The organism is Candidatus Rokuibacteriota bacterium (assembly GCA_016188005.1).
Lineage (GTDB): Bacteria > Methylomirabilota > Methylomirabilia > Rokubacteriales > CSP1-6 > UBA12499.
In genome coordinates this window covers 1-23,166 of record JACPIQ010000128.1, presented here as the reverse complement: position 1 = coordinate 23,166, position 23,166 = coordinate 1, and the positions used below count along the sequence as shown (strand labels likewise).

At 72.8% G+C, this 23,166-nt stretch carries 24 protein-coding genes and 1 pseudogene; 8 read left to right on the top strand and 17 right to left on the bottom strand.

Annotation, left to right across the window (positions count from 1 at the left end; all coding sequences use genetic code 11):
• Positions 1 to 2 precede the first annotated feature (2 nt).
• The 17 genes and pseudogenes from HYV93_25015 to HYV93_24935 all read right to left on the bottom strand — a co-directional run bounded on the left by HYV93_25015 (position 3) and on the right by HYV93_24935 (position 17,009).
• A complete protein-coding gene (locus HYV93_25015) occupies positions 3 to 758 on the bottom strand; it encodes an ABC transporter ATP-binding protein (protein MBI2529234.1) in 756 nt (251 codons plus the stop codon).
• A complete protein-coding gene (locus tag HYV93_25010; protein MBI2529233.1) occupies positions 734 to 1,582 on the bottom strand; it encodes an ABC transporter permease in 849 nt (282 codons plus the stop codon). Before HYV93_25010 ends, HYV93_25015 begins: the two co-directional genes overlap by 25 nt.
• Before the next feature lie 76 nt (positions 1,583 to 1,658).
• The gene (locus tag HYV93_25005; GenBank protein MBI2529232.1) at positions 1,659 to 2,648 is read right to left on the bottom strand and encodes an ABC transporter substrate-binding protein; all 990 of its coding nucleotides are present in this window, start codon (positions 2,646 to 2,648) and stop codon (positions 1,659 to 1,661) included.
• Between the two features lie 40 nt (positions 2,649 to 2,688).
• A complete protein-coding gene (locus HYV93_25000) occupies positions 2,689 to 4,023 on the bottom strand; it encodes a methanogenesis marker 16 metalloprotein (protein ID MBI2529231.1) in 1,335 nt (444 codons plus the stop codon).
• A gap of 9 nt (positions 4,024 to 4,032) precedes the next feature.
• Positions 4,033 to 4,746 (bottom strand): UPF0280 family protein, encoded by a 714-nt coding sequence (locus HYV93_24995; GenBank protein ID MBI2529230.1) that lies wholly within the window; start codon positions 4,744 to 4,746, stop codon positions 4,033 to 4,035.
• A gap of 20 nt (positions 4,747 to 4,766) precedes the next feature.
• A complete protein-coding gene (locus HYV93_24990) occupies positions 4,767 to 5,777 on the bottom strand; it encodes an MtaA/CmuA family methyltransferase (GenBank protein MBI2529229.1) in 1,011 nt (336 codons plus the stop codon).
• Complete coding sequence (locus tag HYV93_24985) at positions 5,774 to 6,355, bottom strand: 4Fe-4S dicluster domain-containing protein (GenBank protein MBI2529228.1); 582 nt, start codon at positions 6,353 to 6,355, stop codon at positions 5,774 to 5,776. Before HYV93_24985 ends, HYV93_24990 begins: the two co-directional genes overlap by 4 nt.
• Entirely contained in the window at positions 6,352 to 8,142 is a 1,791-nt protein-coding gene (locus tag HYV93_24980) for a molybdopterin-dependent oxidoreductase (protein ID MBI2529227.1), read from the bottom strand. The genes HYV93_24985 and HYV93_24980 overlap by 4 nt, the downstream gene beginning before the upstream one ends.
• Positions 8,108 to 9,394: a methanogenesis marker 16 metalloprotein gene (locus tag HYV93_24975; protein ID MBI2529226.1), complete on the bottom strand. Its 1,287-nt coding sequence runs from the start codon at positions 9,392 to 9,394 to the stop codon at positions 8,108 to 8,110. The genes HYV93_24980 and HYV93_24975 overlap by 35 nt, the downstream gene beginning before the upstream one ends.
• 10 nt (positions 9,395 to 9,404) lie before the next feature.
• Positions 9,405 to 11,417, bottom strand: a complete 2,013-nt coding sequence (locus HYV93_24970; protein MBI2529225.1) for an anaerobic glycerol-3-phosphate dehydrogenase subunit C — start codon at positions 11,415 to 11,417, stop codon at positions 9,405 to 9,407.
• Positions 11,417 to 11,851 (bottom strand): carboxymuconolactone decarboxylase family protein, encoded by a 435-nt coding sequence (locus HYV93_24965; protein ID MBI2529224.1) that lies wholly within the window; start codon positions 11,849 to 11,851, stop codon positions 11,417 to 11,419. The genes HYV93_24970 and HYV93_24965 overlap by 1 nt, the downstream gene beginning before the upstream one ends.
• Positions 11,848 to 13,452 carry a long-chain fatty acid--CoA ligase gene (locus HYV93_24960; GenBank protein ID MBI2529223.1) on the bottom strand — a complete coding sequence of 535 codons (1,605 nt, stop codon included), beginning with the start codon at positions 13,450 to 13,452 and terminating at the stop codon, positions 11,848 to 11,850. The genes HYV93_24965 and HYV93_24960 overlap by 4 nt, the downstream gene beginning before the upstream one ends.
• Before the next feature lies 1 nt (position 13,453).
• Positions 13,454 to 13,993 (bottom strand): 2-oxoacid:acceptor oxidoreductase family protein, encoded by a 540-nt coding sequence (locus HYV93_24955; GenBank protein MBI2529222.1) that lies wholly within the window; start codon positions 13,991 to 13,993, stop codon positions 13,454 to 13,456.
• Positions 13,994 to 14,010: 17 nt separating this feature from the next.
• A pseudogene (locus HYV93_24950) lies at positions 14,011 to 14,806 on the bottom strand (2-oxoglutarate ferredoxin oxidoreductase subunit beta).
• Positions 14,807 to 14,831: 25 nt separating this feature from the next.
• Positions 14,832 to 16,070, bottom strand: coding sequence for a 2-oxoglutarate ferredoxin oxidoreductase subunit alpha (locus HYV93_24945; GenBank protein MBI2529221.1), 1,239 nt, complete (start codon positions 16,068 to 16,070; stop codon positions 14,832 to 14,834).
• A complete protein-coding gene (locus HYV93_24940; GenBank protein ID MBI2529220.1) occupies positions 16,070 to 16,339 on the bottom strand; it encodes a 4Fe-4S binding protein in 270 nt (89 codons plus the stop codon). The genes HYV93_24945 and HYV93_24940 overlap by 1 nt, the downstream gene beginning before the upstream one ends.
• Positions 16,320 to 17,009: a GntR family transcriptional regulator gene (locus tag HYV93_24935; protein ID MBI2529219.1), complete on the bottom strand. Its 690-nt coding sequence runs from the start codon at positions 17,007 to 17,009 to the stop codon at positions 16,320 to 16,322. The genes HYV93_24940 and HYV93_24935 overlap by 20 nt, the downstream gene beginning before the upstream one ends.
• 227 nt (positions 17,010 to 17,236) lie before the next feature.
• On the opposite strand from HYV93_24935, the gene HYV93_24930 reads away from it, so the two are divergent.
• The 8 genes from HYV93_24930 to HYV93_24895 all read left to right on the top strand — a co-directional run.
• Entirely contained in the window at positions 17,237 to 18,034 is a 798-nt protein-coding gene (locus HYV93_24930; protein MBI2529218.1) for an IclR family transcriptional regulator, read from the top strand.
• Positions 18,031 to 18,801 (top strand): SDR family oxidoreductase, encoded by a 771-nt coding sequence (locus HYV93_24925; GenBank protein ID MBI2529217.1) that lies wholly within the window; start codon positions 18,031 to 18,033, stop codon positions 18,799 to 18,801. The genes HYV93_24930 and HYV93_24925 overlap by 4 nt, the downstream gene beginning before the upstream one ends.
• A 100-nt stretch (positions 18,802 to 18,901) precedes the next feature.
• The gene (locus HYV93_24920) at positions 18,902 to 20,179 is read left to right on the top strand and encodes an NrtA/SsuA/CpmA family ABC transporter substrate-binding protein (protein MBI2529216.1); all 1,278 of its coding nucleotides are present in this window, start codon (positions 18,902 to 18,904) and stop codon (positions 20,177 to 20,179) included.
• 2 nt (positions 20,180 to 20,181) lie between these two features.
• On the top strand, positions 20,182 to 20,958 hold the full coding sequence (locus HYV93_24915; protein MBI2529215.1) for an ABC transporter permease: 777 nt from the start codon (positions 20,182 to 20,184) through the stop codon (positions 20,956 to 20,958).
• Positions 20,958 to 21,710, top strand: coding sequence for an ABC transporter permease (locus HYV93_24910; protein MBI2529214.1), 753 nt, complete (start codon positions 20,958 to 20,960; stop codon positions 21,708 to 21,710). Before HYV93_24915 ends, HYV93_24910 begins: the two co-directional genes overlap by 1 nt.
• 25 nt (positions 21,711 to 21,735) lie before the next feature.
• Complete coding sequence (locus HYV93_24905) at positions 21,736 to 22,536, top strand: ABC transporter ATP-binding protein (protein MBI2529213.1); 801 nt, start codon at positions 21,736 to 21,738, stop codon at positions 22,534 to 22,536.
• 11 nt (positions 22,537 to 22,547) lie between these two features.
• Entirely contained in the window at positions 22,548 to 23,045 is a 498-nt protein-coding gene (gene accB / locus HYV93_24900) for an acetyl-CoA carboxylase biotin carboxyl carrier protein (protein MBI2529212.1), read from the top strand.
• The coding region (locus HYV93_24895; protein ID MBI2529211.1) for a hypothetical protein at positions 23,042 to 23,166 on the top strand (125 nt) is incomplete at its 3' end. The genes accB and HYV93_24895, both read left to right, overlap by 4 nt.

Here is a 23,166-nt window from a genome sequence, read left to right as displayed (position 1 = left end):
CCTCACCAGGAGCCGATCAGCTCGCCCAGCCGCTTCCGGAGCGCGATGAACCCCGGGTGGGCGAAGTCCCGCGGCCGCGGCAGGTCCACGGCGAAGTCGCCGCGGATGGTGCCGGGCTTGTCGGTGAGCACGATGATGCGCTCGGCGAGATAGATGGCCTCCTCGAGACTGTGGGTGATGAAGACCACGGTCGTCTTGCGCTTCTCCCAGATCCGCAGCACCTCCTCCTGCATCCCCTGGCGCGTCTGCGTGTCCAGCGCCGCGAAGGGCTCGTCCATGAGGATGAGGTCCGCGTCCACGGCGAAGGCCCGGGCGATGGCCACCCGCTGCTTCATGCCGCCCGAGATCTGGTAGGGGTAGTAGCCCTCGAAACCGCGCAGCCCCACCATGTCGATCATCTCGGTGACCCGCCGGTCGATCTCGGCGGCGGGGTGCCCGCGGATCTCCATGCCGATGCGGATGTTGTCGCGGACGTTCCGCCAGGGCCAGCAGGAGGGCTCCTGGAACACGAAGGCCAGCTCGTGGTGCTTGGGGTCCACGGGGACGCCGTCGATGCTGACGGCGCCTTGGCTGCACGGCATCAGGCCGGCCATGAGGTTGGCCAGCGTCGTCTTGCCGCAGCCGCTCTTGCCCAGGATGCAGAGGAACTCGTTCTCCCGCACGGAGAAGTCGATCCCGTCCAGGACCAGCAGGTCGCCGAAGCGCTGGGTCACCCGGACGCGGATCTTCTCGGTCACAGCGTCACCTCCCAGCGCCAGCGGAAGAGGCGCTTCTCGATGGCGAGGAGGATCTCGTTCATGACGAGGCCGCACAGGCCGATGATGATCATCCCCACCACGATCTCCGCCATGCGCAGGAGCTCGGCGTACTTGAGGATCAGCTTGCCGAGCCCCAGCATCTCTCCGCCGATCATCTCGGCGGCGACGATGCACATCCACCCCACGCCGAGCCCCACCCGCATGCCGCCCAGGATGTCCGGGAGCGTCGAGGGGATGACGACCTTTCTCAGGATGTACGCGCGCCCTGCGCCGTGCACCGCGGCCACGTTCTTGTGGAGGATCTCGACGCGCGGGACGCCCACGAGGGTGGCGATGAAGACCGGGAAGAAGGCGCCCAGCCAGATGATGAACACGTAGCGGGAGAACCCCGAGAGCGTCACGATGGCGATGGGGATCCAGGCCAGCGGGGGGATGAAGCGGATGGGCTCGATCACGCTCTTGGTGCTCTGGTAGATCCGCGGGTAGAGGCCCATCACGAGCCCCAGCGGCACCCCCATGACCGCCGCGGCGGCGAAGCCCGCGAGGACACGCAGCAGGCTCTGCCCCGTGTGGGCGAGGAGCGAGTGGCCGTTGACGTCCCCCACCGCCGCCAGGCGGAGTGCGGCGCGCCACACGGCGGCCGGGCTCGGCACGAAGGGTGAGGCATAGATGACGGCCACGAGCTGCCAGAGCAGGAGCACGCCCACCAGGGTGACGACGTTGGCGAGAGCCAGCCGCGCACGCCCGCCCCAGGGCCCGGCCCGGCGGCCCACCAGCGGCATTTGCCCGGCGGCGGGCACCGCGCGCTCCGGCTGCGCGACCATGCTCCTCTGCTCCATGCTGTCGGCTCCCACGCGGCGCCCGGACCGGAGTCCCGCCCGGGCGCCGCCCCGTGCCGGATCAGGCGTGCAGGCTCCTGATCATGCGGTTGTCCATCGTCTCGGCCACGAACTTCCGCACGTCCGGCACCTGCCCCTTCTCGATCTTGCCCGCCTTCATCAGCGCCTCGACGATGAAGGACAGCTCCCCCGGGTCGTTGAAGGGCGGGTACTTGTAGCGGACATTGGTGAGCGCCCGCCGGGCCAGGTCCGGCTCGAGCCCGTCCCGCCGGGCCACGATCTGGACCAGCTCCTCGCGGTTGCCCATGGCGTGCTTGAGCCCGACGTCGAAGGCCCTCACGAGCCTGAGGGCGGCGTCGGGGTCCCCGCGCAGGAACTTCCCGCTGGCCACCAGCACGCAGCACTCGTGGTTGCCGCGGATGTCCTTGGAGGTGGCGAGCACCCGGCCCCCGCCCATGGCGAGCCCCGCCGAGCCCGTCACCTCCCAGACCATGTAGCCCGCGATCTCGCCCTTGCTGAGGAGGGTCGGCATGTCCGTGACCTTCACGAAGACGTGGTCGGTCTTGATGCCGTGCTTCTCCTCGTACAGCACCATGAGGGTGTCCTGGATGGCGGCGATGCCCGGGGTACCGACCTTCTTGCCGTGGAGGTCTTTCGGTCCCTTGACCCTGGGTCCCACGACGAGGACCGAGCCCTCGAGGTTCGAGTTGGCGAGGATCTTCAGGTCCACCCCCGACGCGCGCCCGAGGAGGCTCGGGTTGTCCCCGGCCACTCCGGCCACGATGTCACCGGCCGCCAGAGCCTGGATGAGGAAGGCCCCGGCCGCGTACTCCTTCGGCTCCATCTTGAGCCCGTTGGCCTCGAGGAAGCCCTTGGCGCGGGCCGTCTCCAGCGCCGCGTTGTGAGCTGCCGCGCCGATGAGCCCCGCCACGGGGATGGTCTTGAGCCCGCCCTGGGCGAGGCCCTTGCGCGGCGTCAGGATGATGGGGGCGCCGGCTCCCGCGGCCAGCGCCAGCGTGGACGTCCTGAGGAACTCGCGGCGTGTCTCCATGTCCTGCCCTCCTCTGTCCTGGTTGGGCCGCCGGCCGGGGCTAACCCGCGCCGCCCTGCGGCGGGTGATGGGTGATCGGGGTCTCCGCCTCGGCCAGCAGGAACTCCCCACGGAGCATCAGCGCCTTGAGGCGCTCGGCCAGCTCCATGGCGCGGGCCCGGTCGCTGAGCCTGAAGGTGATGGGCCAGCTGCGCCCCAGGGCCTCGACCCGCCCGAGATCGGCGGTGAAGGCGCCCCCCGCGCACAGCACGGCGCAGGCCCCGCAGCGGACGCAGCGGTCGCGGTCGAGCCGGGTCTGGCTCCAGGAGATGGCGCCCACCGGGCAGGCCGCCTCGGCCACGCAGCCTCCGGCGCACCCGGCGCAGCGCCGCTCCGGGTGGAACCCGATCTCCAGGTTTCGCCCCTGCCAGACCTCCGCGTAGGTGGCCTCGCCTCGCGGCACGCGGTCGCGCACATCGGCCACCGGCAGCGCGATCCGCTCGTCCAGCCGGTCGGTGAGCGTCCTGAGCACGGCGGCGTCGAGCACGGGGATGGGGACCGCGACGCTGTTGAGGACCTCCACGCCCGCCCCCGTGACGAAGCCGCCCATGTAGCGCGGGTCCATCCGGAACATGTCGGCGACCACCGAGAGGTTCGGCCGCTCGGGCGTGCTCCGGGTGCCGTGGCCCACCACGAGCCCCGGGGCCGCGTTGACGAGGACGCGGCTGCCGATCCTGATGGTCCTGAGCCCGGGGTCGTTCTCCAGGGGGTTCAGCTCGCCCGAGCCCACCGTGGTGAGTCCCGTGTCGGGGCCCATGGGGCGGAAGCCGAAGATGGTCGACACGGGCGGGCCGCCGCCGAGATGGGCGAAGGCCATGTAGTTCCGGTAGGCGTTGCGGAGGTTGTACATCCGCGCGAAGTCCAGCTCTCCCAGCGTGAAGCGGCGGGTGAGCCTGCGCTCGTCGTCGGTGTGCACCTCGATCTCCGCCTCGCGGCCCTCCACGAGGTCGCGGAAGAGATGGCCGCCCCCGTAGCGGCCAGGGGCGTCGCGGCTGGGCGTCGTGCCGTAGACCAGCACGTCCACGTAGCCGAGGCGCTCGTTGGGTGCCGGGCCCGGGAAGCCGGGGACCCCGTTGAGCCAGGCGCGCGCGGCCCGCGCGAAGACCCCGCGTGCGGCCACGGGAACGCTGAACATGGCGGCGGTGCCCGACATGATCCCGTGAGTCGCCGTCGTGACCACGTCCACGTCGTCGAGGGTCGGCCGCCGGCCGCGGCGCACCTCGGCCTTGAGCTCCTGCGCGCTCCACACCACGGCCTCGCCGCGCCGGAGCCGCTCGTTGATCTCGGCGATGGTCCTGCCGCCGCGTCGCGTCGGATCTTGCACGCGGTCTCCCATGCAGTCCCGTCAGGCCTCCACCAGCTCCACCTGTCCCCAGGCCCCGAGCCGGCTCCCCACCACCACGACGACGCCCAGGATGCCCGGGATGGCCCGGGCCCGGGCCAGTCCGGCCTCGATGCCTTCCGCGCCGGTCACCGCGTTGCCGACGGCGGTGGCCGCGGCATCCGCGAGCGCCGCGCTCCGGGCGATCACGCAGGCCGCATCGGCGCGGCCCAGGCTCAGCGAGCCTCCGACCGTGCCCGAGGAGGTGGCGATCCCCACGGGCCCCCGATCGGGGCGGATCAGGAACCCGAGGGCCCGGCCGAACGCGGAAGGGCCGGTGTCGAGCAGCGCCACCCGCTCGCTCCGCACGGAGACGAACAGGTCGCCGCCGTTCTCGACGATGACCTCCTGGCTCTGCCGCAGGAGGCTTCGTCCCACCGCCTCGGCCAGGGCGCCGGCCACCGCCGCCATGGGCCCGACCCCAGCCGCGCGTGCGGCCTCCGCCATGGCCCGGACGATGCGCGGCGCCCGCGGGTGGACCGCCACCGGCTGAAGCGAGGCCAGGAAGGCCGGGTGCTCGGCGATGTACGCCTCGAGCTCCCGCCGGTGCCACCCCAGCGCCGCCCGGGCCTCACTCTCGAGTGGGCCTTCGCAGGCCACGACCAGGTCCGACTCCCCGCGGGCCACGCGGAACGAGACCAGACCGCGCGTGGCGACGCGCGCCCGGTACTCCTCCACGGCGGGATCGAGTCCCGGCCTCACGCGCTGGCTCCGTGCTCGCGCGCCGCCTCGACCAGCGCCCGGACCCGATCGAGCCGCGTGAGCGGGGAGAGGCCGCAGCCCGAGGAGAGGAGGTCGACGCCCTCGCGGAGCCGCTCGAGCGCCTCGTGCTTCACCGTCTCGGGGGAGCCCGTGAGGAGGGCGCCGAACGCCGACAGGTTGCCGATGGTCACGATGCCATCCCCGAGGACGGCGCGCGCCTCCGGCACCGCCACCTTCTCCTCGAAGGAGAAGGCGCTCGGCCGCGCCTCGCGCACCGAGGCGAGCTGAGGCGTGGTGTTGCCGCAGATGTGGAGCACGCGCGGCCCCTCGATCTCGGCCAGGAGTCGCGCGTGAGCGGGGAGCACCAGCTCCGCGTAGGTCCGGGGCGGGATCAGGTCGCAGGAGGCGACGGGGTCGGGGATGGAGATGCAGTCGGCCCCGCGCTGCCGCGCGGCGCGGGCCAGCGCGGCCGAGAGCGGGACCAGGCGGTCCAGGAGCTTCGCCACCCCGGGCGGGTCCTCGATGGTCGCGATCAGGAGGGGCTCCGGGCCGAACAGCGCCGAGGCCACGGTGAAGGGTCCGACCACCTTCATGGTGACGGGTTGCACCCGGCCCGCGCTCCTCGCCAGCCGCTCCACCGCCTCGAGCACGGCCGGGATGCGGCCGCGCGTGAGGAAATCGGCGGGCGGCTCGAAGGCGTCCATGGCGAGGTCGAGATGACGCCGCACCTGGGGCGGGCTCGAGCGCGTGCCCCGGTCCACGCCGGCGCCGAGAGCTTCTGCCTCCAGCGTCAGGCAGAAGGGGATCGTGCAGGTGGGGCAGTCCGTGATCTCGTAGGTGGCCGCGGCCAGCCGCGCCATCTGGTCGGGATCCGCGTGGGCCTCGGGCCAGCCGGCGCCGCAGAGATCCATGGTCTCCACGAGGGTGCCGTTGACCGGAATCCAGACCGCCGGCGCCTGGGACCGGTCGCCCCCCAGGATCCGGAGGATGCGCTCCTTGGGGGTCACCTGAGCGCCTCCGCCGCGCCGACGCCGAGCACGAGGGCGCCGCTGCCCCGCCGCCCGCTCTCGGCCAGGATCCGGCCGAGGCGCTCCGCATCCAGGAAATGGATCGCCTTCATCGAGCACTTGGTGGCGCAGGCGGGCCAGAGCCCCTGCGCGAGCCGGTCGACGCAGAGGTCGCACTTGATCACGCGACCGCGCTCCGGGTCCCACTGGGGCGCCCCGTAGGGGCAGGCGATGATGCAGAAGCGGCAGCCGATGCACGCCGCCGGGTCGAGGAGCACCACGCCGTCGGGACGGCGGCGGATCGCCGCCGCGGGGCACACCGCCTGGCAGGCAGGCTCGGCGCAGTGGGCGCAGGCGAGGGGGAAGATCGGGAGGCCGGGCGACGGCTCGTCCGGATGCGGGCGCACGTGCAGGAGACGGACCGAGGCCGGCAGGTCATGCTCGACCTGGCAATGCACCTCGCAGGCCCGGCAGCCGATGCAGCGCTCGAGGTCGATGGCCAGCGCGGGCAGGACGCCGTCCCCGGCGGGGATCGCCCCGGCAGCCCCGAGGCCGCGGCCCAGGAAGAGCCAGCTCATGGCATCAGCGCTCCCACCAGCGGCCAGCCCCCGGGCATCCGCGCGAGAGGGGCCATCTCCTCGAGGAGATCCGTCGAGCCACGAGGACCCGCTTCCCCCGCGAGATCGGCGCTCGCGTCCTCGGCCGCGAAGCCCACCGTCAGCACCGGTTCCTCCGGCCCCGGCCAGCCGGCTCGCCGGTCGAGGAGACGCCACCGGCCGCGAATGACGGCTCCGTGCTCCAGACGGGTTGCCTCGCCATCCGCCGCCGGCCAGAGGATTCCTCCTGGCCCCGCTGTCGCGGGGTCCAGCAGTGCCCGGCTGCAGCCAGACACGGCCGGGGAGTGCGAGAGGAAGAAGTCGGTGAGGGCCCCCTCGTCGAGGTCCAGTTCCGGGCCGAGCCACGGGAAGAGCGCCCCCACGCCCATCGTCCGGGCCAGCGCCGCCCAGATCCAGGCGCCGGATCGCGCGCGCCCTGGAGGCGGCACCACGGTCCGGTGCCATTGCAGGCACCGGCTCGTGCTGCGCAGGATCACGTCGCCGTGCTCGAGCCAGAGCGCCGCCGGGAGCACGAGGTCGGCGACCTCGGTCACCGCATCGGGGAATGCGGCGAGCGCCACCACGTACCCCGCGCGCTCGGCCACTGCCGCGGCCCAGGAGTCGCGACGCCGCGGCGGGCACGAGGCCTCCCAGAGCAAGACGGCGGGCGGGTTGGTGGCTGCCACCGGCTCGCGCGCCGGGTCGAGGCCGGCATCGAGGGGAGGCAACGGGCCTCCGAGACAGGCCAGCCCGCCACCGGGAAGCCCGAGGGCGCCCAGCAGCGCGAGGAGCCCGACGGCGGTTCCGAGCACGCCCGCGGCCTCACCGCCGAGGGCATCGGGATCGACCACCACCAGCGCGGGGAAGGATTCCGCGAGCGCCGCGGCGACCTCCTCCAGCTGAGTCTCGCTCACCCCGCTGGCGCGGGAGACTGCTCCGAGGTCGAGGGCGGCACAGCGCGCGAGCCAGCCCTCGGCGTCCCGGAGCGCGGCTCTCGCCATCGCCTCGTCGTGTCGCCCGCGCCTCACCAGCGCCGCCCCGAGCCCGGCGAGCACCAGCCGCTCGCTCCCGGGCCGAGCCGGCACCACGAGATCCGACTTGAGCGTGGTCCGGGTGCGCCGGCCGTCCACCGTGATCACCCGCGCGCCCCGCAGGCGGGCGTCCACGATCCATCCCATGGTGCAGGGCTCGCTCGAGGCCGGGTCGGCCGCCACCAGGAGGATGCTCCCCGCGCGCGTCCAGTCGGGGGCGGGGACCATCGAGGCCAGGGCTCCGAGGGCGCGCGTGCCCTCCGGCGCCGGCGCCGGCGCGCTGCCGAGCCCGAGGGCTCCGCCGAGTCGTCTGGCGGAGAGGAGGCTCCCCAGCGGCACAGCCCGGCCCTGGGCGAGGGCGACGGCTTGGCCTCGCCCTGCCTCGCGGAACGGGGCGAGGCGGGTGGCGCAGAGCCCGAGCGCCTCGTCCCAGGAGATCGTGCGCCAGGGCTCCCCCCGCCGGAGTCGGGCGCGCGGCTCGGTGAGCCGGGCCGGGCTCGACACGAGCTGACCCACGGCCGAGCCCAGAGCGCAGAGCGAGCCCTTGCTCAGCGGGTGCTCGGCCTCGCCCCAGACGTCCACGACGCCTCCCGCGCGCGTGGCCAGGCGCATGCCGCAGCCCGCCGGGCAGAGGGCGCAGGTGGTGGTCACGACGCCGTCGTGCGTGCGGCGCGTCTCCTGGCGCTTCTCGGCGAGGCTCACCTCAGTGCCCCGCGCCCCGGTGCTCGATGGGATCACCCAGATCGCTCAGGAGGAACTCGCCCCGGCGCATCCGGTCCCGCAGCAATTCGGCGATCCGGAGCGCCCGCCGCCTGTCGCTCTGGCGGAAGGTGATGGGCACCGGCCGGCCGTCCACGGTGATCTGGCCGAGGCGCGCCGTGAAGGCCCCCCCCACGCACGTGATGGTGCAGGCGCCGCAGGCGAAGCAGAGGGCGTCGTCGTGGCGCCGGTCCCGCCACGAGATGGCGCCCACGGGGCAGTAGTGCTCGGCGACGCACGAGAAGGAACACGTCACGCAGCGGGCGGCGTCGTAGCGGATGGCCAGGTCCGTCCCCTGCCAGACCTCGCCATAGGTGCTCTCGGTGAAGGCCACGCGGTCGCTGATGTCCGCCACCGGCAGCGGCACCGCCTCGTCCAGCGCCCCGGTCACCGCCGCGAGCGTCGCCTCGTCGAGGATGGGAATGGGCACGGCCACGGCGTTGACGACCTCCAGCGCCGCGTCCGTGATGAAGCCGCCCATGTACTCGGCGTCCATCTCGAACATGTCGGCCACCAGCGAGAGGTTCGGGCGGGCCGCGGCGCTGCGCGTGCCGTGGCCGACGACGAGGCCCGGGCCGCCATTGACCAGCACGCGCGTGCCCTGCCGGATCACGCGGAGCCCGGGATCGTTCTGGAGCGGGGACAGCTCCCCCGAGCCCACGACCGTCACGCCCGTGCCGGCGCCCAGAGGCCGGAAGCCGAAGATCGTGGGCAGCGGCGGCCCGCCCTTGAAGTTGCCGAAGGCCATGTAGTTCCGGAACGCGTTGCGGGCGTTGTACAGGCGCGCCAGGGAGAAGTCCGCGCGCGTCACCGTGCGACGCATGAGGGCCCCTCCATCGGAGGTCGTCTCGAGGATCAGGGGCTGGCCCTGGACGAAGTCGCGGAAGAGGTGCCCGCCCCCGTAGCGGCGCGGCTCCCAGCGGCTCTCCGCCGTGCCGTAGACGACCAGATCGAGGCCCTCGGAGAGATCCCCTCCGCCCTCCGGCACGGGATAGGCGGGGACGCCGTTCAGCCAGGCGCGCGCGGCCGGACCCGCTCCGGGCGCTCCCGGGAGCGTGAAGGCCGCCGCGGAGCCCGACATCGGGCCCCGCGTGCCGGTGGTCACCACGTCCACCTCCTCGACCTCGAGCGGCGCGCCCCGGCGGGCGGCCTCCTTCACCTCCTGCGCCGTGAGGACCACCGCCTCCCCGCGGCGCAGCCGCTCGTTGATCTCGGCGATGGTCCGCGTCATGACTGGCGTCTCACTCATCGCCATGCCCTGCGGCGTAGGCGCGGTCGAGCAGGACCACCGGGTGCACGACCTCGCGCGTCGTCCCGTGGGCGATCTGCATGGTGCAGGTGGGGCAGTCGGTGGTGGCCACCGGCGCCCCGGTCTCCGAGAGGCCCCGGAAGACGGCAGCGCCGATCTCCATGGACCGGGCGTAGTGCTCGCGCTTCATCCCGAATGTGCCGGCCATGCCGCAGCAGCCGCGCTCCACCTCTTCCACCTCCACGCCGGGGATGAGCCGCATCAGCGCCGGGCTCCTCCCCGATAGCCCGTCCGCCCTCGCGTGGCACGGGGTGTGGTGGCCGACCTTGAGCCGGAGGGGACCGAGGGCCGCCGTGTCGAGCCGGCCGGCGGCGTGCAGACCGAGGAGGAAGTCGCTGGCATCGCGGACCCGGCTTGCCACGGCCTCCGCCTCGACGCCGACGAGGTCACGGTAGACACGACTGAGGACGAAGTGGCACGTGGTGCAGGCGGTCACGATCTCGCCGCCCCGGGTGGCGATGGGCTCGAGGGTCCGGAGCACGGCGCGCGCCTCCCGCAGGGCCGCCTCCCGCCGGCCATTGGCGAGATTGGGGATGCCGCAGCACCCGGATGTCGGAAGCGTGACCCGGATCCCGTTCCGCTCGAGCACGCGCACCAGCGCCTCGCCGATCCCCGGGGCATGCCAGTTCGCGTAACAGCCCGGGAAGTAGGCCACGGCCCGCGCGGTCGGGGCCGGGGCGGGCCGCCTGGCGTCGAACCAGGCGGCGAGACTCTCCCGGGCGAAGGGGGGCAGCGGGCGCTCGGCGGCGATGCCGGCGCAGCGCTCCATGAGCGCCCGGGCCGGCCCGAGGGTGAGCGTCAGGTTCGCCAGAGGGGCCAGCGGCGCCGCGCAGCGCCCGAGCACGGCCGGGTTGCCCAGGACGAGGCGCTCGAGGCTCGGTCCGCGCCGGCGCCCATCCTCCCCCTTGAGGACGGCCAGCGAGCGCGGGATCGCAATGTCGAGGGGGCAGGCATGCTGGCACATGGTGCAGAGGACGCAGAGGTCCACGTCGTCGACGCGCCCCTGGCATCGTCCCAGCGCGTACTCCCGCGGGTTCTGGCGCGCGGGACCGCCGAAGAAGCGCTGGGTGGGACAGACCGCGACGCAGGCCCGGCAGCCGATGCACTCGAGGAGGGCGCGGTGCTCCCCCCGGGCCAGCGCCAGCCGCCCATTGTCGAGGAGGAGGACGTGGAGGGTCGGGCGCTCCGTCCCGGGTGCACGCGGCGGCTCCTCGCACGGCGGGCCTGCCGCAGCCCCGCGGGCCGACAGCTCGGCCATGGCGGGCAGGAGGCCGTGAACGGCCATGGCGCGGAGCTGGAGCGCGGCATCCGCCGCCGTCGGGACGATCTTCTCCAGCGGGACCACCAGCACCACCGCCCGGGCCTCGTCGAGGAGCCGCGAGATGTTGCTGAAGTGCTGGAGGAAGTGGAGCGCCCCGTCCTCGGCGACGGCGACGCTCACCCCCAGCACAGCCACCTCGTCCCGCCTCGGCGCGGCCGCCGCCTCGCGCCAGGGCTCGGCCTCGAAGGAGCCGGCGATGTCCGCGGCCTGCCCCGGGAAGGATCCCGGGAGGCCGGCAGGGTTGGCCCTGCGGGCCGCCTCGCCGTAGCTGTCCACCACGAGGAGTCCCCGGGACTCCAGGGCCGGGCGGACCTCGGTGGCGAGGGCCCCGGACCTGTTCAGGGCGACGCGTCCGCCGGGGCCGGCCAGCGTCGCCACCACCTCGGCGGCCTCCGCGGGCGTCGCGGCCCGCGTCACGGAGACGCCCGCAGCCCGGGCCAGCGCGCTCTCGAAGCGCTCGGCGAGCGCGCCGAGGTCCTCCACCACACGCCGCCTGAGCGCGGCGAGGCCCTTGAGGTCCGGATGGGGCGGCGGGCCATTGTCCCTGCCCGCGGCAACCCGCCCCCAGAAGTGTCGCGCCTTGGCCGCGGGGGAGGGGGCGGTGATGGAGATGGACGCCCCCATCAGGCCTCCGGCGGGGCCTCTCGCTGCCTGCGCTTCGCCTCGAGCCGCTCCAGGATGCGGAAGGAGTGGGCGTGGGACGAGGACTCGCAGATGGCGCCCGCCACCAGCAGCGCCTGGAAGATCTCGTCGGTGCTGACGCCCAGCTCGAGCGCCCGATCCATGTGGACGAGCATGCAGAAGTCGCAGCGGAGCGCGGCGGCCACGGCCGAGGCGATGAGCTCGGTGGTCCTGGCATCCACGGCCCCATTCCCCGACAGGACGGCATCGGACTTGAGGACGTGGGGCAGGGCGACGTCGGGGCGGCGGGAGAGGTACTCGAGGATGAAGGGTGTCCGCCCGTAGCGCTCCTCGAAGAGCGCCCTGAGCGCCGCGGCGGTCTCGCCGGGCTCGGCGCGCAGGCGGATCACGATCTCCTCGATCTCCTGGCGATTCACGGGCCTGCTGCCCCGGACGGCTGGCCCTCGTGACGCAGGGTCCGGCGGAGCAGCTTGCCCGCCCCGCTCATCGGCAGCTCGGCGCGGAACTCGACGGCACGCGGGACCTTGTACGGGGTGAGGCGCGTCTTGCAGAACTCCACCAGGTCCCGCTCGCCGCAGCGCCCGCGCCACTCCTCCTTGAGCACGACGAAGGCCTTCACCGCCTCGCCGCGGTAGTCGTCAGGGACGCCGACGACGACGGCCAGCCGCACCGCCTCGTGGGCGTAGATCGTCTCCTCCACCTCCCGCGGCCACACCTTGAAGCCAGCCGTGTTGATCAGGTCCTTCTTCCGGTCCACGATGGCGAAGTAGCCCTCGGCGTCCATCACCGCCACGTCCCCCGTGGCGAACCAGCCCTCCCGCAGCGCCTGCGCCGTCTCCTCCGGGCGCTTCCAGTAGCCGCGCATCACCTGCGGGCCGCGGATCAGGAGCTCCCCGCTGGCGCCGGCCGGCACCTCCGCGCCGGTCTCGAGGTCCACGATGCGGGCATCGGTGTCCGGCAGCGGGATGCCGATGGAGCCCGCCCTGGCCCGGCCGATGGGGTTGGCGTGGGTGAGCGGGCTCGTCTCCGTGAGGCCGTACCCCTCCACCAGCACCTCACGGCCCACCAGCGCGTCGAAGGCGGCCTTCACGCTGGGGGGCAGGGGCGCCGCATTGGTACGGCAGGCGCGCAGCGTGGAGTAGTCGGCCCGCCGCCCGGCCTCGTCGTTGAGGAGCGCGATGAACATGGTGGGCACACCGAAGAGCCGCGTGGCCCGGTACCGCTCGACGGCGCGGGCCACCGCCCCGGCCGCGAAGCGGCGCATCGCGAGCAGCGTCGCGCCCGAGTAGAGCGGCACGTTCATGGCGCCCGACATTCCGCCCGAGTGGTACATGGGGATCACCGACAGCGCCACCTCGTCGCCGGGGGCGAAGGCGTACCACTCCGCGAACTGCACCGTGTTGGCGACCAGGTTCCCGTGGGTGAGCATGGCGCCCTTGGGCACGCCCGTGGTCCCTCCCGTGTAGAGGAGCACCGCCACGTCGGACGCGGACGCCAGGGGCCGGGGCTCGGCCGGGGGCAGCGTCTCCATGCTCCGGAAGCCCGCCAGCTCGACGAAGGGCACCCCGAGCTGCGCCGCCGCCTTCTCGGCCAGGCTGCCGGCGGCGCCCACCACCAGCGCCACGCCGGCATCGCCGAGCTGCGCGGCGATCTCGCTCTCGCGGGCCGACGGGTTGGCGGGGACGACCACGCCGCCCGCGCACCAGGTGGCGTAGTAGCCGATGACGAGCTCGGCGCTGTTCGGCAGGCAGAGCCCCACGCGCGTGCCCGCCGCCACCCCGAGCCCGGTGAGCCCGGTGGCCACGCCGCGCGCGGCGCGCCAGAGCTCGGCGTAGCTGAGGCGCCGCCCTTCCTCCAGCGTCTCCGGGCAGAGCTCCCGGATCGCGACGCGCGCGGCGAAGCGCGGGAGGTTGCGCTCGAGCAGCCACCACGCGGGCGCGCGCGGGTAGTCGAGCGCCAGCGGGAGATGGCCGGGCCAGAAGCGGTGCCAGGGGCGCGCGGGGCCGGCGTCGGTCACGTCAGGCGGAGCCGGTCACCGCGGGAAGCGTGTGGCCCAGCTCCATGGCCAGGAGGTTCTGCTCGTGGAAGCGCGGGATCACCTCCACCATCGTCTGCTTCATCGCCTCGTAGTCCATGGCGGCGAGCCGGGTCAGCGCCCCGAGCATGATCATGTTGGCGAAGAGCACGTTGCTGAAGCGCTGCTTGGACAGCGCCGTGGCCGGCACGGCCACGTGCCGCTCGCCCGCCTCGGCCCGGATCTCCGTCACCATCTCGGGGTCGTAGAGGATCTTGCCGCTGCAGCAGTCGAAGAACTTCTTGTAGGCCGGAGCCGAGAAGGCGACGAAGACGTCGGCCGCCTCCACCACCGGGCTGTCCACGTACTCGGGAGAGATGACCAGCTGGGCCCGCACGTAGCCGCCGCGGGTCTCCGTCCCGTGGCTCTTGAGCATGGTCACGCGCTGCCCCTGCCGGATGGCGCAGAGCCCGAGGATCTGCCCCATGCGGATGACGCCCTGTCCCCCGAAGCCGGAGATGAGGATCTCGGTGCGGGCCCTGATGGCTGTGGCCGTGGCCATCATTGGGTTCCCCCGCCGTCGTCCTCGGCCGCCTTCGCCCGCACCCGCTCGCCCAGATCGCGCATCAGCCGGCTGAACTCGGGCCGGCTGTTGGAGGCGTCGCGCTTGATGCCGGTCTGCCAGGTGAAGTCCGTCGCGCTGCCGTCCGCCTTGCGCCCCTGGGTGTGCTCGTAGATCCACTCGAGGCCCTTGAGGGTGTCGCGTGAGCCCAGCGCGTAGGCGCCGAAGTTCTCGTTGCAGGGAAAGCGGACGTGGACGAACGAGAAGCCGTCGTTCTGCAGCGCCTTCTTGACGATCTTCACGGTCTGGTGCCACTGGGTCGCCGTGGTCTCGGCCACGAAGGTCGCCCCCGCCGCCTGGACGACGTCCGTAGTTCGCGGGCGTGGTGGGCGAAAACTGGCCGCCCGTGGACTCGTAGCCCATGTTGTCCTCGCAGATCACCGTGACGCCCAGGTTGCGGCGGGCGGCATGGACCAGGTGCGAGGTGCCGATGGAGGCCGCATCCCCGTCGCCCACCACGATGAGGAACTTCTTGTCGGGCTGGGCGAGCTTGAGGCCGGTGGCCACGGCCATGGCGCGGCCGTGGGTGGCGCCGAAGTTGTCGCCGCCCCAGGTGGCGAAGGTCTGGCGCCCCACGCAGCCGATGCCGGTGCCGAAGATCACGTCGTCCTGCCGGAGGCCCAGCTCCTCGATGGCCTGCAGCAGCCAGTTCTCGATCATGCCGATGCCGCAGCCGTGGCAGGCCTTCGTGGGGATCTGGCCGGGGCGCAGGTACTTGCCGGCGAGCTTGTTCATCAGCGGGTCTCCATGCCGGTGCGCCTCAGCGCACCTCGGTCCAGATGTAGGGCAGCGCGGGGACCTTGCCCGAGTGCGGGACGGCCTCCAGCGCCGCCGTGACCTCGGCCACCGTGTGCAGCTCGGCGCTCTTGCCCATGAAGTGGACCTTCTTCTTGTCGGGCGCCGCGCGCATCACCTCGCGGACCAGCTGGCCGTCGTAGTTGAGCTCGCAGACCACGTAATGGCAGTCGCGCTCGAAGAGCTCGTCGAGGAAGGGCCAGAGGGTGATGGGGCGGACGAAGCCGGCCCGCACGCCGCGCCGGCGCGCCTCGAGGACCGCGGTCTTCACCGTCCGGGCCGTCGCGCCGTAGGCCACCGCGATCACCTCGGCGTCCTCGACCCCCACCGCCTCGTAGCGCGTGCACTCGGCGCGGTGGAAGCGGATCTTGTTCACGAGGCGGTAGCTCTGCGCCCACTGCGCCTCCATCTCCTCGATGTCGTAGCCCTCCGGCGTGTGGGTGTAGGCCGAGACGCACACCCCGGTGCCGCGCCCGACGATATTGGGCGCCACGTCGATGGCGGCGCTCCCCACCGGGAAGAAGGGCATCTGGAGGTTGTGCTGGCGGGGGACGACGAAGTCGAGGCCCGCGTAGTCGGCGGGGATGAAGAGGTCCTCCCACATGTCCGAGACGACCTGGTCGGTGAGGATCGTCACCGGCGTCCGGAAGCGCTCGGCCAGGTTGAAGGCGTCGATGGTGAGCCAGAAGGCCTCCTGCACCGACGAGGGGGAGAGGACGATGGTCTCGAAGTTGCCGCCGTGGGTGCAGTAGCGGGAGACGTAGAACTCGCCCTGGCCCGGGGCCCCCGTGATGCCGCTGATGGGCCCGACGCGCATGGCGTCGACGACCACCAGCGGGATCTCGTTGGTGAGCGCCCAGCCGTAGGCGTCGTGCATGAGCGTGTACCCGGGGCCCGAGGTGGCCGTCATGGCCTTGAGGCCGCCGAGGCTGGCGCCGGCGCAGGTGTGCATGCCGGCCAGCTCGTCCTCGCACTGCATGTAGTAGCCGCCCACCTGGGGCAGCCGCTTCGACATGTACTCGGCGATGTCCGTGGCGGGGGTGATGGGGTAGCCGGCGAAGCAGCGGCAGCCCGCGGCGATGGCCCCCTCGGTCAGCGCGTAGGTGCCGGCCTCGAGCAGGCGGCGGCCCCTCGTGTGGCGCCGCTCCCACTCGCCCCAGGGGGCGACGAGGCCGTCTCTGACGGTGAGCGTGGCGGTGGACATCAGCGGGTCCCTCCCGTTCTCGGCGCGACGGCGATGCAGAAGGCGGGGCAGATCTGGTAGCAGAGCATGCAGCCGACGCAGTGTTCCTCGCGCGCGGTGTAGGCGGGGAACCAGCCGAGGCGGTTGGTGACCGTCCGCCAGGCGAAGACATCGGTGGGGCAGACGTTCAGGCAGAAGCCGCAGGCCTTGCACATCTCCTCGCTGACGAGCACGTCCCACCGGCCGGCCGGCCCCCGCGGGGCCTTCTTCTCAGTCTTGAACAGCGGCATCCCGTCCTCCCTGGGCCATGACCTTCAGCACGATCTCCTTGGCGTTGGCGATGTGGGTGCGCGCCAGGCGCTCGGCCGCCTCGCCGTCGTGCGCGGCGATGGCCGCGTGGATCTGGCGGTGCTCCTCGTGGGCGCGCTCGAGCCGGCGCTCGGTGCGCAGCAGCAGCGGGTGGAAGTGGCGGATGGACAGCCGCACCACGCTCGCGAGGCGCCCCAGGGGCCGGTTGCCCGCCGCGCGCAGGATCTCCTCGTGGAAGTCCACGTGGGCCTTGAACCACCGGTTCGGATCCTGCCGCTGCACGCACTCGGCCATGCGCTGGAGCGCCCGCTCGAGCCGGGCGAGGCTCGTCGGGCCGGCGCGCCCCGCCGCCAGCCGGGCGGCCAGGCCGTCGAGCACCTCGCGGAGATCGTAGTGCTCCACGGCCTCGTCGAGGTTCATGACCTTGACCCGGAGGCCGCCAACGGGGAGGAGCTCCACGAGCCCCTCGTCACGGAGCTGCCCCAGGGCCTCGCGGATGGGGGTGCGGCTGATGCCGAGCTGGTCGGCGAGGGCGGTCTGACGTAGCCGCGCGCCGCCCTGGAGGCGGCCGCTCAGGATGGCGCCGCGCAGGGTCTGGGTGGCATCGTCCACGAGCCTGCGCCGCCTGAGCCGCGCCACGGGATGGGGCATCCGCCTCTCTCGGTGTAGGGAGCGTCCCAGTCCGGGATTCTGTATCCAGAATCCAGATCGCGGTGAGACTACCGTGGTTCCCCGGGACAAGTCAAGGGGAACCCTGCCGAGGTCCACCGCCACGCGGCGGCCCGCCGCCGGCCTCGTCGCCGCGGTGGCCGCGAGATTGAGGCTTGACACTGACGGGGCCATCCACGTAAAAGATTGCCACCGAAACGGTCGATGAAATGAAACGTTCCACTGAGCGGAATGGGCGCGCCCCCTCACCGGTCCTCAAGGCGGTCACCCTGCTCGCGCACGTGGCACGCGCCGCGGCGCCGGTGAGCCTCGCCGCGCTCAGCGCCGCCGTCAAGCTGCCAAAGCCCACGGCGCACCGCCTCGCGGGCCTGCTCCAGGAGGCCGGGCTCGTCCGGAAGGACCCATTGACCCGCTGCTACGTGGTGGGCCCAGCCCTCGTCGATATCGGCTTCGACGCGATCCGCGGCGGGCCCGCGCACCGCAACCGCCAGCTGCTGCTCGAGCGCCTCTCGGAGAAGCTCGGCGAGACCGTGAATGTCGGCGTGCTCTCGGGCGGCGAGGTGCTCTATCTCGACCGCGTCGAGGCGTCGTGGCCGCTCCGGACGGATTTCAAGCCGGGCAGCCGGGTCCCGCTGCACTGCACGGCCAACGGCAAGCTCTTCCTGGCCTTCGCGGCGCCGGCCGCGCGCGGGCGGCTCCTGCGCGGGCTTCGCCTCGCGCCGCTGACGTCGCGGACGATCACGAGCCGGAGCGCGCTCGTGGCGCAGCTCGCCGAGGTCCGCCTCCGCGGCTGGTCCGAGGACGACGAGGAGTTCCTCGCTGGCGTGTGCTGCCTCGCGGTGCCCATCCGCGACCGTCGCGGTCGCCTCATCGCCGGCCTCGCCGTCTCCGCGCCGTCCGCGCGCTTCACGCTCGCGCGCGCCCGCGAGCACCTGCCCGACCTCACGGCCGCGGCCGAGGCGCTCGGCGCGGAGCTGGAGGCCGAGCGCGGCGGGGGCCGGCCGTGACCGGCCTCTTCACGCTCGACGGTCAGAGCTGCCTCGTTACCGGCGGCGGCCGCGGGATCGGCCGCGAGGCGGCGCTGGCCTTCGCCGCGGCGGGCGCCACCGTTGCGGTGGGCGACATCGACGCCGATCTCGCCACGGACACGGTGCGCGCCATTGACGCGGCGGGAGGCCGGGGGAGGGCGCTCGTCCTCGACGTCGGCGTGCCCGCGAGCGTCGACGCCGCGGTGGCGGAGGCGGCGCGGGCAGGGGACGGGCGGCTCGATGTGCTCCTCAACAACGCGGGGATCACCGTCGTCAAGCCGACCGACGCGGTGACCCTCGAGGAGTGGGAGCGTGTGATCCGCGTGGACCTGACGGGCGTGTTCCTCTGCGCGCAGGCGGCCGCGCGAGTCATGCGCCGCCACGGTGGCGGCCGCATCATCAACATGGCCTCGATCTACGGCCTCGTGGGGCCCGTGCTGCACGCCGCCAGTCCGTACGCGGCGGCCAAGGGCGGCGTGATCGGGCTCACGCGGGCGCTGGCCGTCGAGTGGGCGGCCGCGGGGATCCGCGTCAACGCGGTGGCGCCCACCCACGTGCGGACCGAGATGACGCGCGCGCGCGTCGACGACGCGGCGTACCGGGCGGCGATGCTCGCGCGCACGCCGCTGGGGCGGGTGCTGGAGCCGCGCGACGTGGTCGGCGCCCTGCTCTTCCTCGCCTCGCCGGCGGCGGACGGGGTGACGGGTCACGTGCTCGCCGTCGACGGAGGCTGGCTGGCAGCGTAGCGGTGCCCGGACGCCGCGTGGGCCGCGCGTGGCAGTGCGAGGCGAGCGCTGCCGGGAGCGCGAGCCGAGCGGTGACATGGTTCGACGAGGAGGGTTTGCGATGATCACACGGCTCGTCCTCTCGATGGTGCTCGGCGTCGCGCTGCTCGCGGCAGGAGTCCTGCCCGCGGCCGCGCAGCAGTTCACGCCGTGGGGGTGGCCGCAGCCCTACGAGCAGGTCAGCCGGAAGTCGATCGACTGGCTCAAGCAGCAGGGCTGGTGGCCGATCCAGTACGGCTACCAGGCGCCCTGGCTGGGGCAGGCGACGATCCCCCTCGTCATCAAGGACAGCGGGCTCGACAAGAAGCGCGGGCTCGACATCCAGCTCCAGTCGTTCCTGGCGGGGCCCCCGCTCAACGAGGCCATCGTGGCGGGGAAGATCCAGATCGGCGTCGGCGGCAACTTCCCGCTGACGACGCTCATCGTGCGCAAGGCGCCCGTGCACAGCCCCGGCGTCGTGTGGACGCCCGTGCTCGAGCACTCGATCCTGGTCCCGCTCGATTCGCAGCTCAAGAAGCCGGCCGACCTGAAGGGCAAGGTCGTCGGGCTCGTGGCGGGCAGCTCGGCCGAGTTCGCCTTCAACGCGTATCTGCGCGGCAACGGCATGGACCCGAAGGACGTGACCGTCAAGTCGCTGCCCATCCCCGATCAGGCCACGATGCCCAAGGGCATCGACGCCGTCGTCCCCTGGTCGCCGACGCCGAGCCTGATGGCCAAGTACCGCAAGAACGCGAAGATCTTCGACGACACCGCGCCGTTCCAGCTCTACTGGGGCACGCTGCACATGCGCGACGAGATCTTCCAGAACGCGCCGGACGTCGTCCAGGCCGTCGTCGACATGGCCGTCGAGGCGATGCTCATCGCCCGCCGCGACATCAAGGCGGCCGTCGAGGTGACGCGCAAGGACCCGGCGCTCGCGGGCTACCCGCCCGAGCACGTGTACGAGGAGACGGTCGCCACGGTCAGCGCCTTCAAGCCCGCGTGGATCTACCCGTTCGTCGACGTCTACGCGCCGGCGGGCGCGCAGGTGGCCAAGTTCCTGTTCGACAGCGGGCGGCTGAAGGAGCAGCTCACGGAGCAGTCGTACCGGAGCTGGTTCCAGGGCGGCAGCAGGTGGATGGACGCGACGTTCCACAAGCTCGGATGGAAGATCCCCAAGGAGCCGCCGTACTTCCCGGCGGGCATGACGACGGCGGGCTTCGTCAAGGCGCTCGCCGCGGGCCAGCGGCTGAATCTCATCCTCCCCTACAAGCTCGAGCGTCCGAAGGCGTTTCCCGATCCCGACGATCTCGAGCGGCGCTGGCAGTTCGACGGCAAGTGGTACGAGCCGAGAAAGTAGGCGTGAGCAACCCGGCAATGGCCCGGCCGCTCCGGCGCTTCGCGGCCGTCGGCGCCGCCCTGCTCGCCTGGCAGGTCGTGTCGGCGGTCGTGCTGCCGCACCTCGCCCCCTCGGCGGCCACGCTGATGCCGCCGCCGCTCGGCGTGGTGGTCGCCTTCGTGGACCTCATGCGAAGCGGCGATCTCATCTTCCATATCCTCGCCAGCCTCAAGCGGGTGATCGGCGCCTTCGCCGTGGCGGCGATTGCCGGCGTCGGGCTCGGCGTCGCCATCGGCTGGTGGCGGCGGTTCGGCGACCTCGTGGACCCGCTCGTCGAGTTCATCCGCCCCATTCCGCCGCTGGCGTGGATCCCGCTGGCCATCATCTGGTTCGGCATCGGCGACACCCAGAACATGTTCATCATCTTCCTCGGCGCCTTCTTCCCCGTCGTCGTGAACGCGATCGAGGGCGTGCGGAGCGTCGACCGGCCGTTGATCTGGGGCGCGCTCACCCTCGGGGGGACGTGGTCGCAGATCCTGCGCGAGATCATCCTGCCCGGCGCGTTGCCGCTGATCCTCACCGGGCTCCGCATCGGGCTCGGCGTGGGCTGGATGGCGCTCGTCGCCGCCGAGCTGGTGGCGGCCAGCTCAGGCCTCGGCTTCCTCATCGAGGACTCGCGGAACCTGCTCTTCACCGAGCGCGTCATTCTCGGCATGGTGCTGATCGGGCTCCTCGGATTCGCGATGGATCGCCTCATGCGTCTCGTGGAGCGGCGCATGACGCCGTGGGTGGTCTCGTGATGCTCGCCGGCCTGCGCATGCTCCTGCTGCCCGTCGCCTTCCTGCTGGCGTGGCAGGCGATTAGCGGCGGCCTCGTCCCCGACCTCGCCCAGGTGCTGCCGCCGCCCTCGCGTGTGGTCGCGCAGGGCTGGCGAGTCCTCGCCTCCGGCGACCTCCTGACGCACATCGGGCACAGCCTCGTGCGCGTGCTCGGGGGCTTCGCCATTGCGGCGGGGCTCGCGATCCCGCTCGGCATCGCGATCGGGCTCTGGGAGTGGATCGAGGACGCCGTCGACCCGGTGGCGGAGTTCCTTCGGCCGATCCCGCCCATCGCCTGGATCCCCCTCGGCATCCTGTGGTTCGGCATCGGCGACGCCCAGAACATGTTCATCATCTTCCTGGGGGCGTTCTTCCCGATCCTGCTGAACACGGTCGCCGGCGTTCGCCGTGTCGACCGCACGCTCGTGTGGGGCGCGCTGACCCTCGGCGGTCGGCGCCACCAGATCGTGCGCGAGATCGTCCTGCCCAGCGCGTTGCCGCTGATCCTCACCGGACTGCGCATCGGCCTCGGCGTGGGCTGGATGGCGCTCGTGGCGGCGGAGCTCGTCGCCGCTCGCTCGGGCCTCGGCTTCATGATCCAGAGCGCCCGCTACGCCTTCGTCACGGAGCGCGTGATCCTCGGCATGGTCGTCATCGGCGCCCTCGGCCTGGTGATGGACCGGGTGATACGCGGCGTGGCGCGGCGCCTCACCCCCTGGGCGATGGCCCGCTGAGCGCGAGTGAGGGAGTTGACTGGGCATGGCGCGGCTTGACGTCAAGGACGTGAGCAAGGTCTACCGGCTGTCCCGCGACGGCTCGACGCAACCGGCGCTGGGGCGGATCAACCTCTGCGTCGAGGACGGGGAGTTCGTCAGCCTCGTCGGCCCGAGCGGCTGCGGCAAGTCGACGCTGCTCCGGATCGTGGCCGGGCTCGAGTCGGCGTCGGAGGGGGGCGCGTACTTCGACGGCGAGCCGATCACCGGGCCGAGCTGCCGTCGCGGCATGGTCTTCCAGGAGTACGCCCTGCCGCCGTGGAAGACCGTCATGGCGAACGTCGAGCTGGGGCTGAAGTTCCGGGGCGTGCCGTGGGCGGAGCGACGGGCGACCGCCGCGCGCTACATCGGCCTCGTCGGGCTGCAGGGGTTCGAGAACCGCTATCCCCAGGAGCTGTCGGGCGGCATGCGCCAGCGGTGCGCGCTGGCGCGGACCCTCGCCAACGACGCCGAGCTCCTGCTGATGGACGAGCCGTTCGCCGCCCTCGATGCCCAGACGCGGGAGATCATGCAGGACGAGCTCTTGCAGATCTGGGGCGAGCAGACCTCGCGGCGGAAGACCGTGCTCTTCGTCACGCACTCGATCGACGAGGCGATCTTCCTCTCGGACCGGGTGGTGGTGATGAGCGTGCGGCCGGGCGTCGTCAAGGAGGTGTTCGCGAACACGCTGCCGCGGCCGCGCACCGAGGAGATGCGCGCGTCGCCGGAGTTTCTCAAGGCCCGCCATCACCTGTGGGGCCTCGTCAAGGCAGAAGCGATGAAGGCCATGGCGCAGCGGCAGGGGTGAGGGACGGCCGGATGGCTCTCAGCTACGACGACGTCCGGAAGATCCTGACGATCATCGACGCCTCCTCGCTGGAGGAGCTGCGGCTCGAGATGGGCGACCTGAAGCTCGTCGTGCGCAGGCGCGGGGCGCGCCCGGAGACGGGCTCGGCGCCGGCGCCCGAGGCGACCGTCGCGCCGCCGCTCGCGGTGCCGGCACCGCGCCAGGCGGCGCCCGCGCCCATCGGCGCGCCTCCCCGCGGCCTGGGACACGGGGCCGCCGACGGGGAGGTCGAGCTGAAGGCGCCGATGGTCGGCACCTTCCACCGGGCCCCCCGGCCGGGCGCGCCGCCCTTCGTGGAGGTCGGGAGCCTCGTGGACCCGGACGATGTCGTCTGTCTCATCGAGGTCATGGCGCTGATGCACTCGGTCACCGCCGGCTGCCGGGGGCGGATCGGCGAGGTCCTGGCCGAGAACGGAGAGCTCGTGGAATACGGTCAGCCGCTGATGCTCGTGGCGCCGCTCGGCGCATGAACACGGTCCTCGTGGCCAACCGGGGCGAGATCGCCGTCCGGGTGATCCGCGCCTGCCGCGTCCTCGGCCTCCGCACGGTGGCCGTCTACTCGGAGGCCGACCGTGGCGCGCTCCACGCGCG

Bases quoted from the DNA above. Each gene is read 5' to 3' on its own strand.
- HYV93_25010 (MBI2529233.1), bottom strand. From the start codon at position 1,582: ATGGTCGCGCAGCCGGAGCGCGCGGTGCCCGCCGCCGGGCAAATGCCG.
- HYV93_25005 (MBI2529232.1), bottom strand. From the start codon at position 2,648: ATGGAGACACGCCGCGAGTTCCTCAGGACGTCCACGCTGGCGCTGGCC.
- HYV93_25000 (MBI2529231.1), bottom strand. From the start codon at position 4,023: ATGGGAGACCGCGTGCAAGATCCGACGCGACGCGGCGGCAGGACCATC.
- HYV93_24985 (MBI2529228.1), bottom strand. From the start codon at position 6,355: ATGAGCTGGCTCTTCCTGGGCCGCGGCCTCGGGGCTGCCGGGGCGATC.
- HYV93_24975 (MBI2529226.1), bottom strand. From the start codon at position 9,394: ATGACGCGGACCATCGCCGAGATCAACGAGCGGCTGCGCCGCGGGGAG.
- HYV93_24970 (MBI2529225.1), bottom strand. From the start codon at position 11,417: ATGGGGGCGTCCATCTCCATCACCGCCCCCTCCCCCGCGGCCAAGGCG.
- HYV93_24945 (MBI2529221.1), bottom strand. From the start codon at position 16,070: ATGTCCACCGCCACGCTCACCGTCAGAGACGGCCTCGTCGCCCCCTGG.
- HYV93_24940 (MBI2529220.1), bottom strand. From the start codon at position 16,339: ATGCCGCTGTTCAAGACTGAGAAGAAGGCCCCGCGGGGGCCGGCCGGC.
- HYV93_24935 (MBI2529219.1), bottom strand. From the start codon at position 17,009: ATGCCCCATCCCGTGGCGCGGCTCAGGCGGCGCAGGCTCGTGGACGAT.
- HYV93_24930 (MBI2529218.1), top strand. From the start codon at position 17,237: ATGAAACGTTCCACTGAGCGGAATGGGCGCGCCCCCTCACCGGTCCTC.
- HYV93_24920 (MBI2529216.1), top strand. From the start codon at position 18,902: ATGATCACACGGCTCGTCCTCTCGATGGTGCTCGGCGTCGCGCTGCTC.
- HYV93_24910 (MBI2529214.1), top strand. From the start codon at position 20,958: ATGCTCGCCGGCCTGCGCATGCTCCTGCTGCCCGTCGCCTTCCTGCTG.
- HYV93_24905 (MBI2529213.1), top strand. From the start codon at position 21,736: ATGGCGCGGCTTGACGTCAAGGACGTGAGCAAGGTCTACCGGCTGTCC.
- accB (MBI2529212.1), top strand. From the start codon at position 22,548: ATGGCTCTCAGCTACGACGACGTCCGGAAGATCCTGACGATCATCGAC.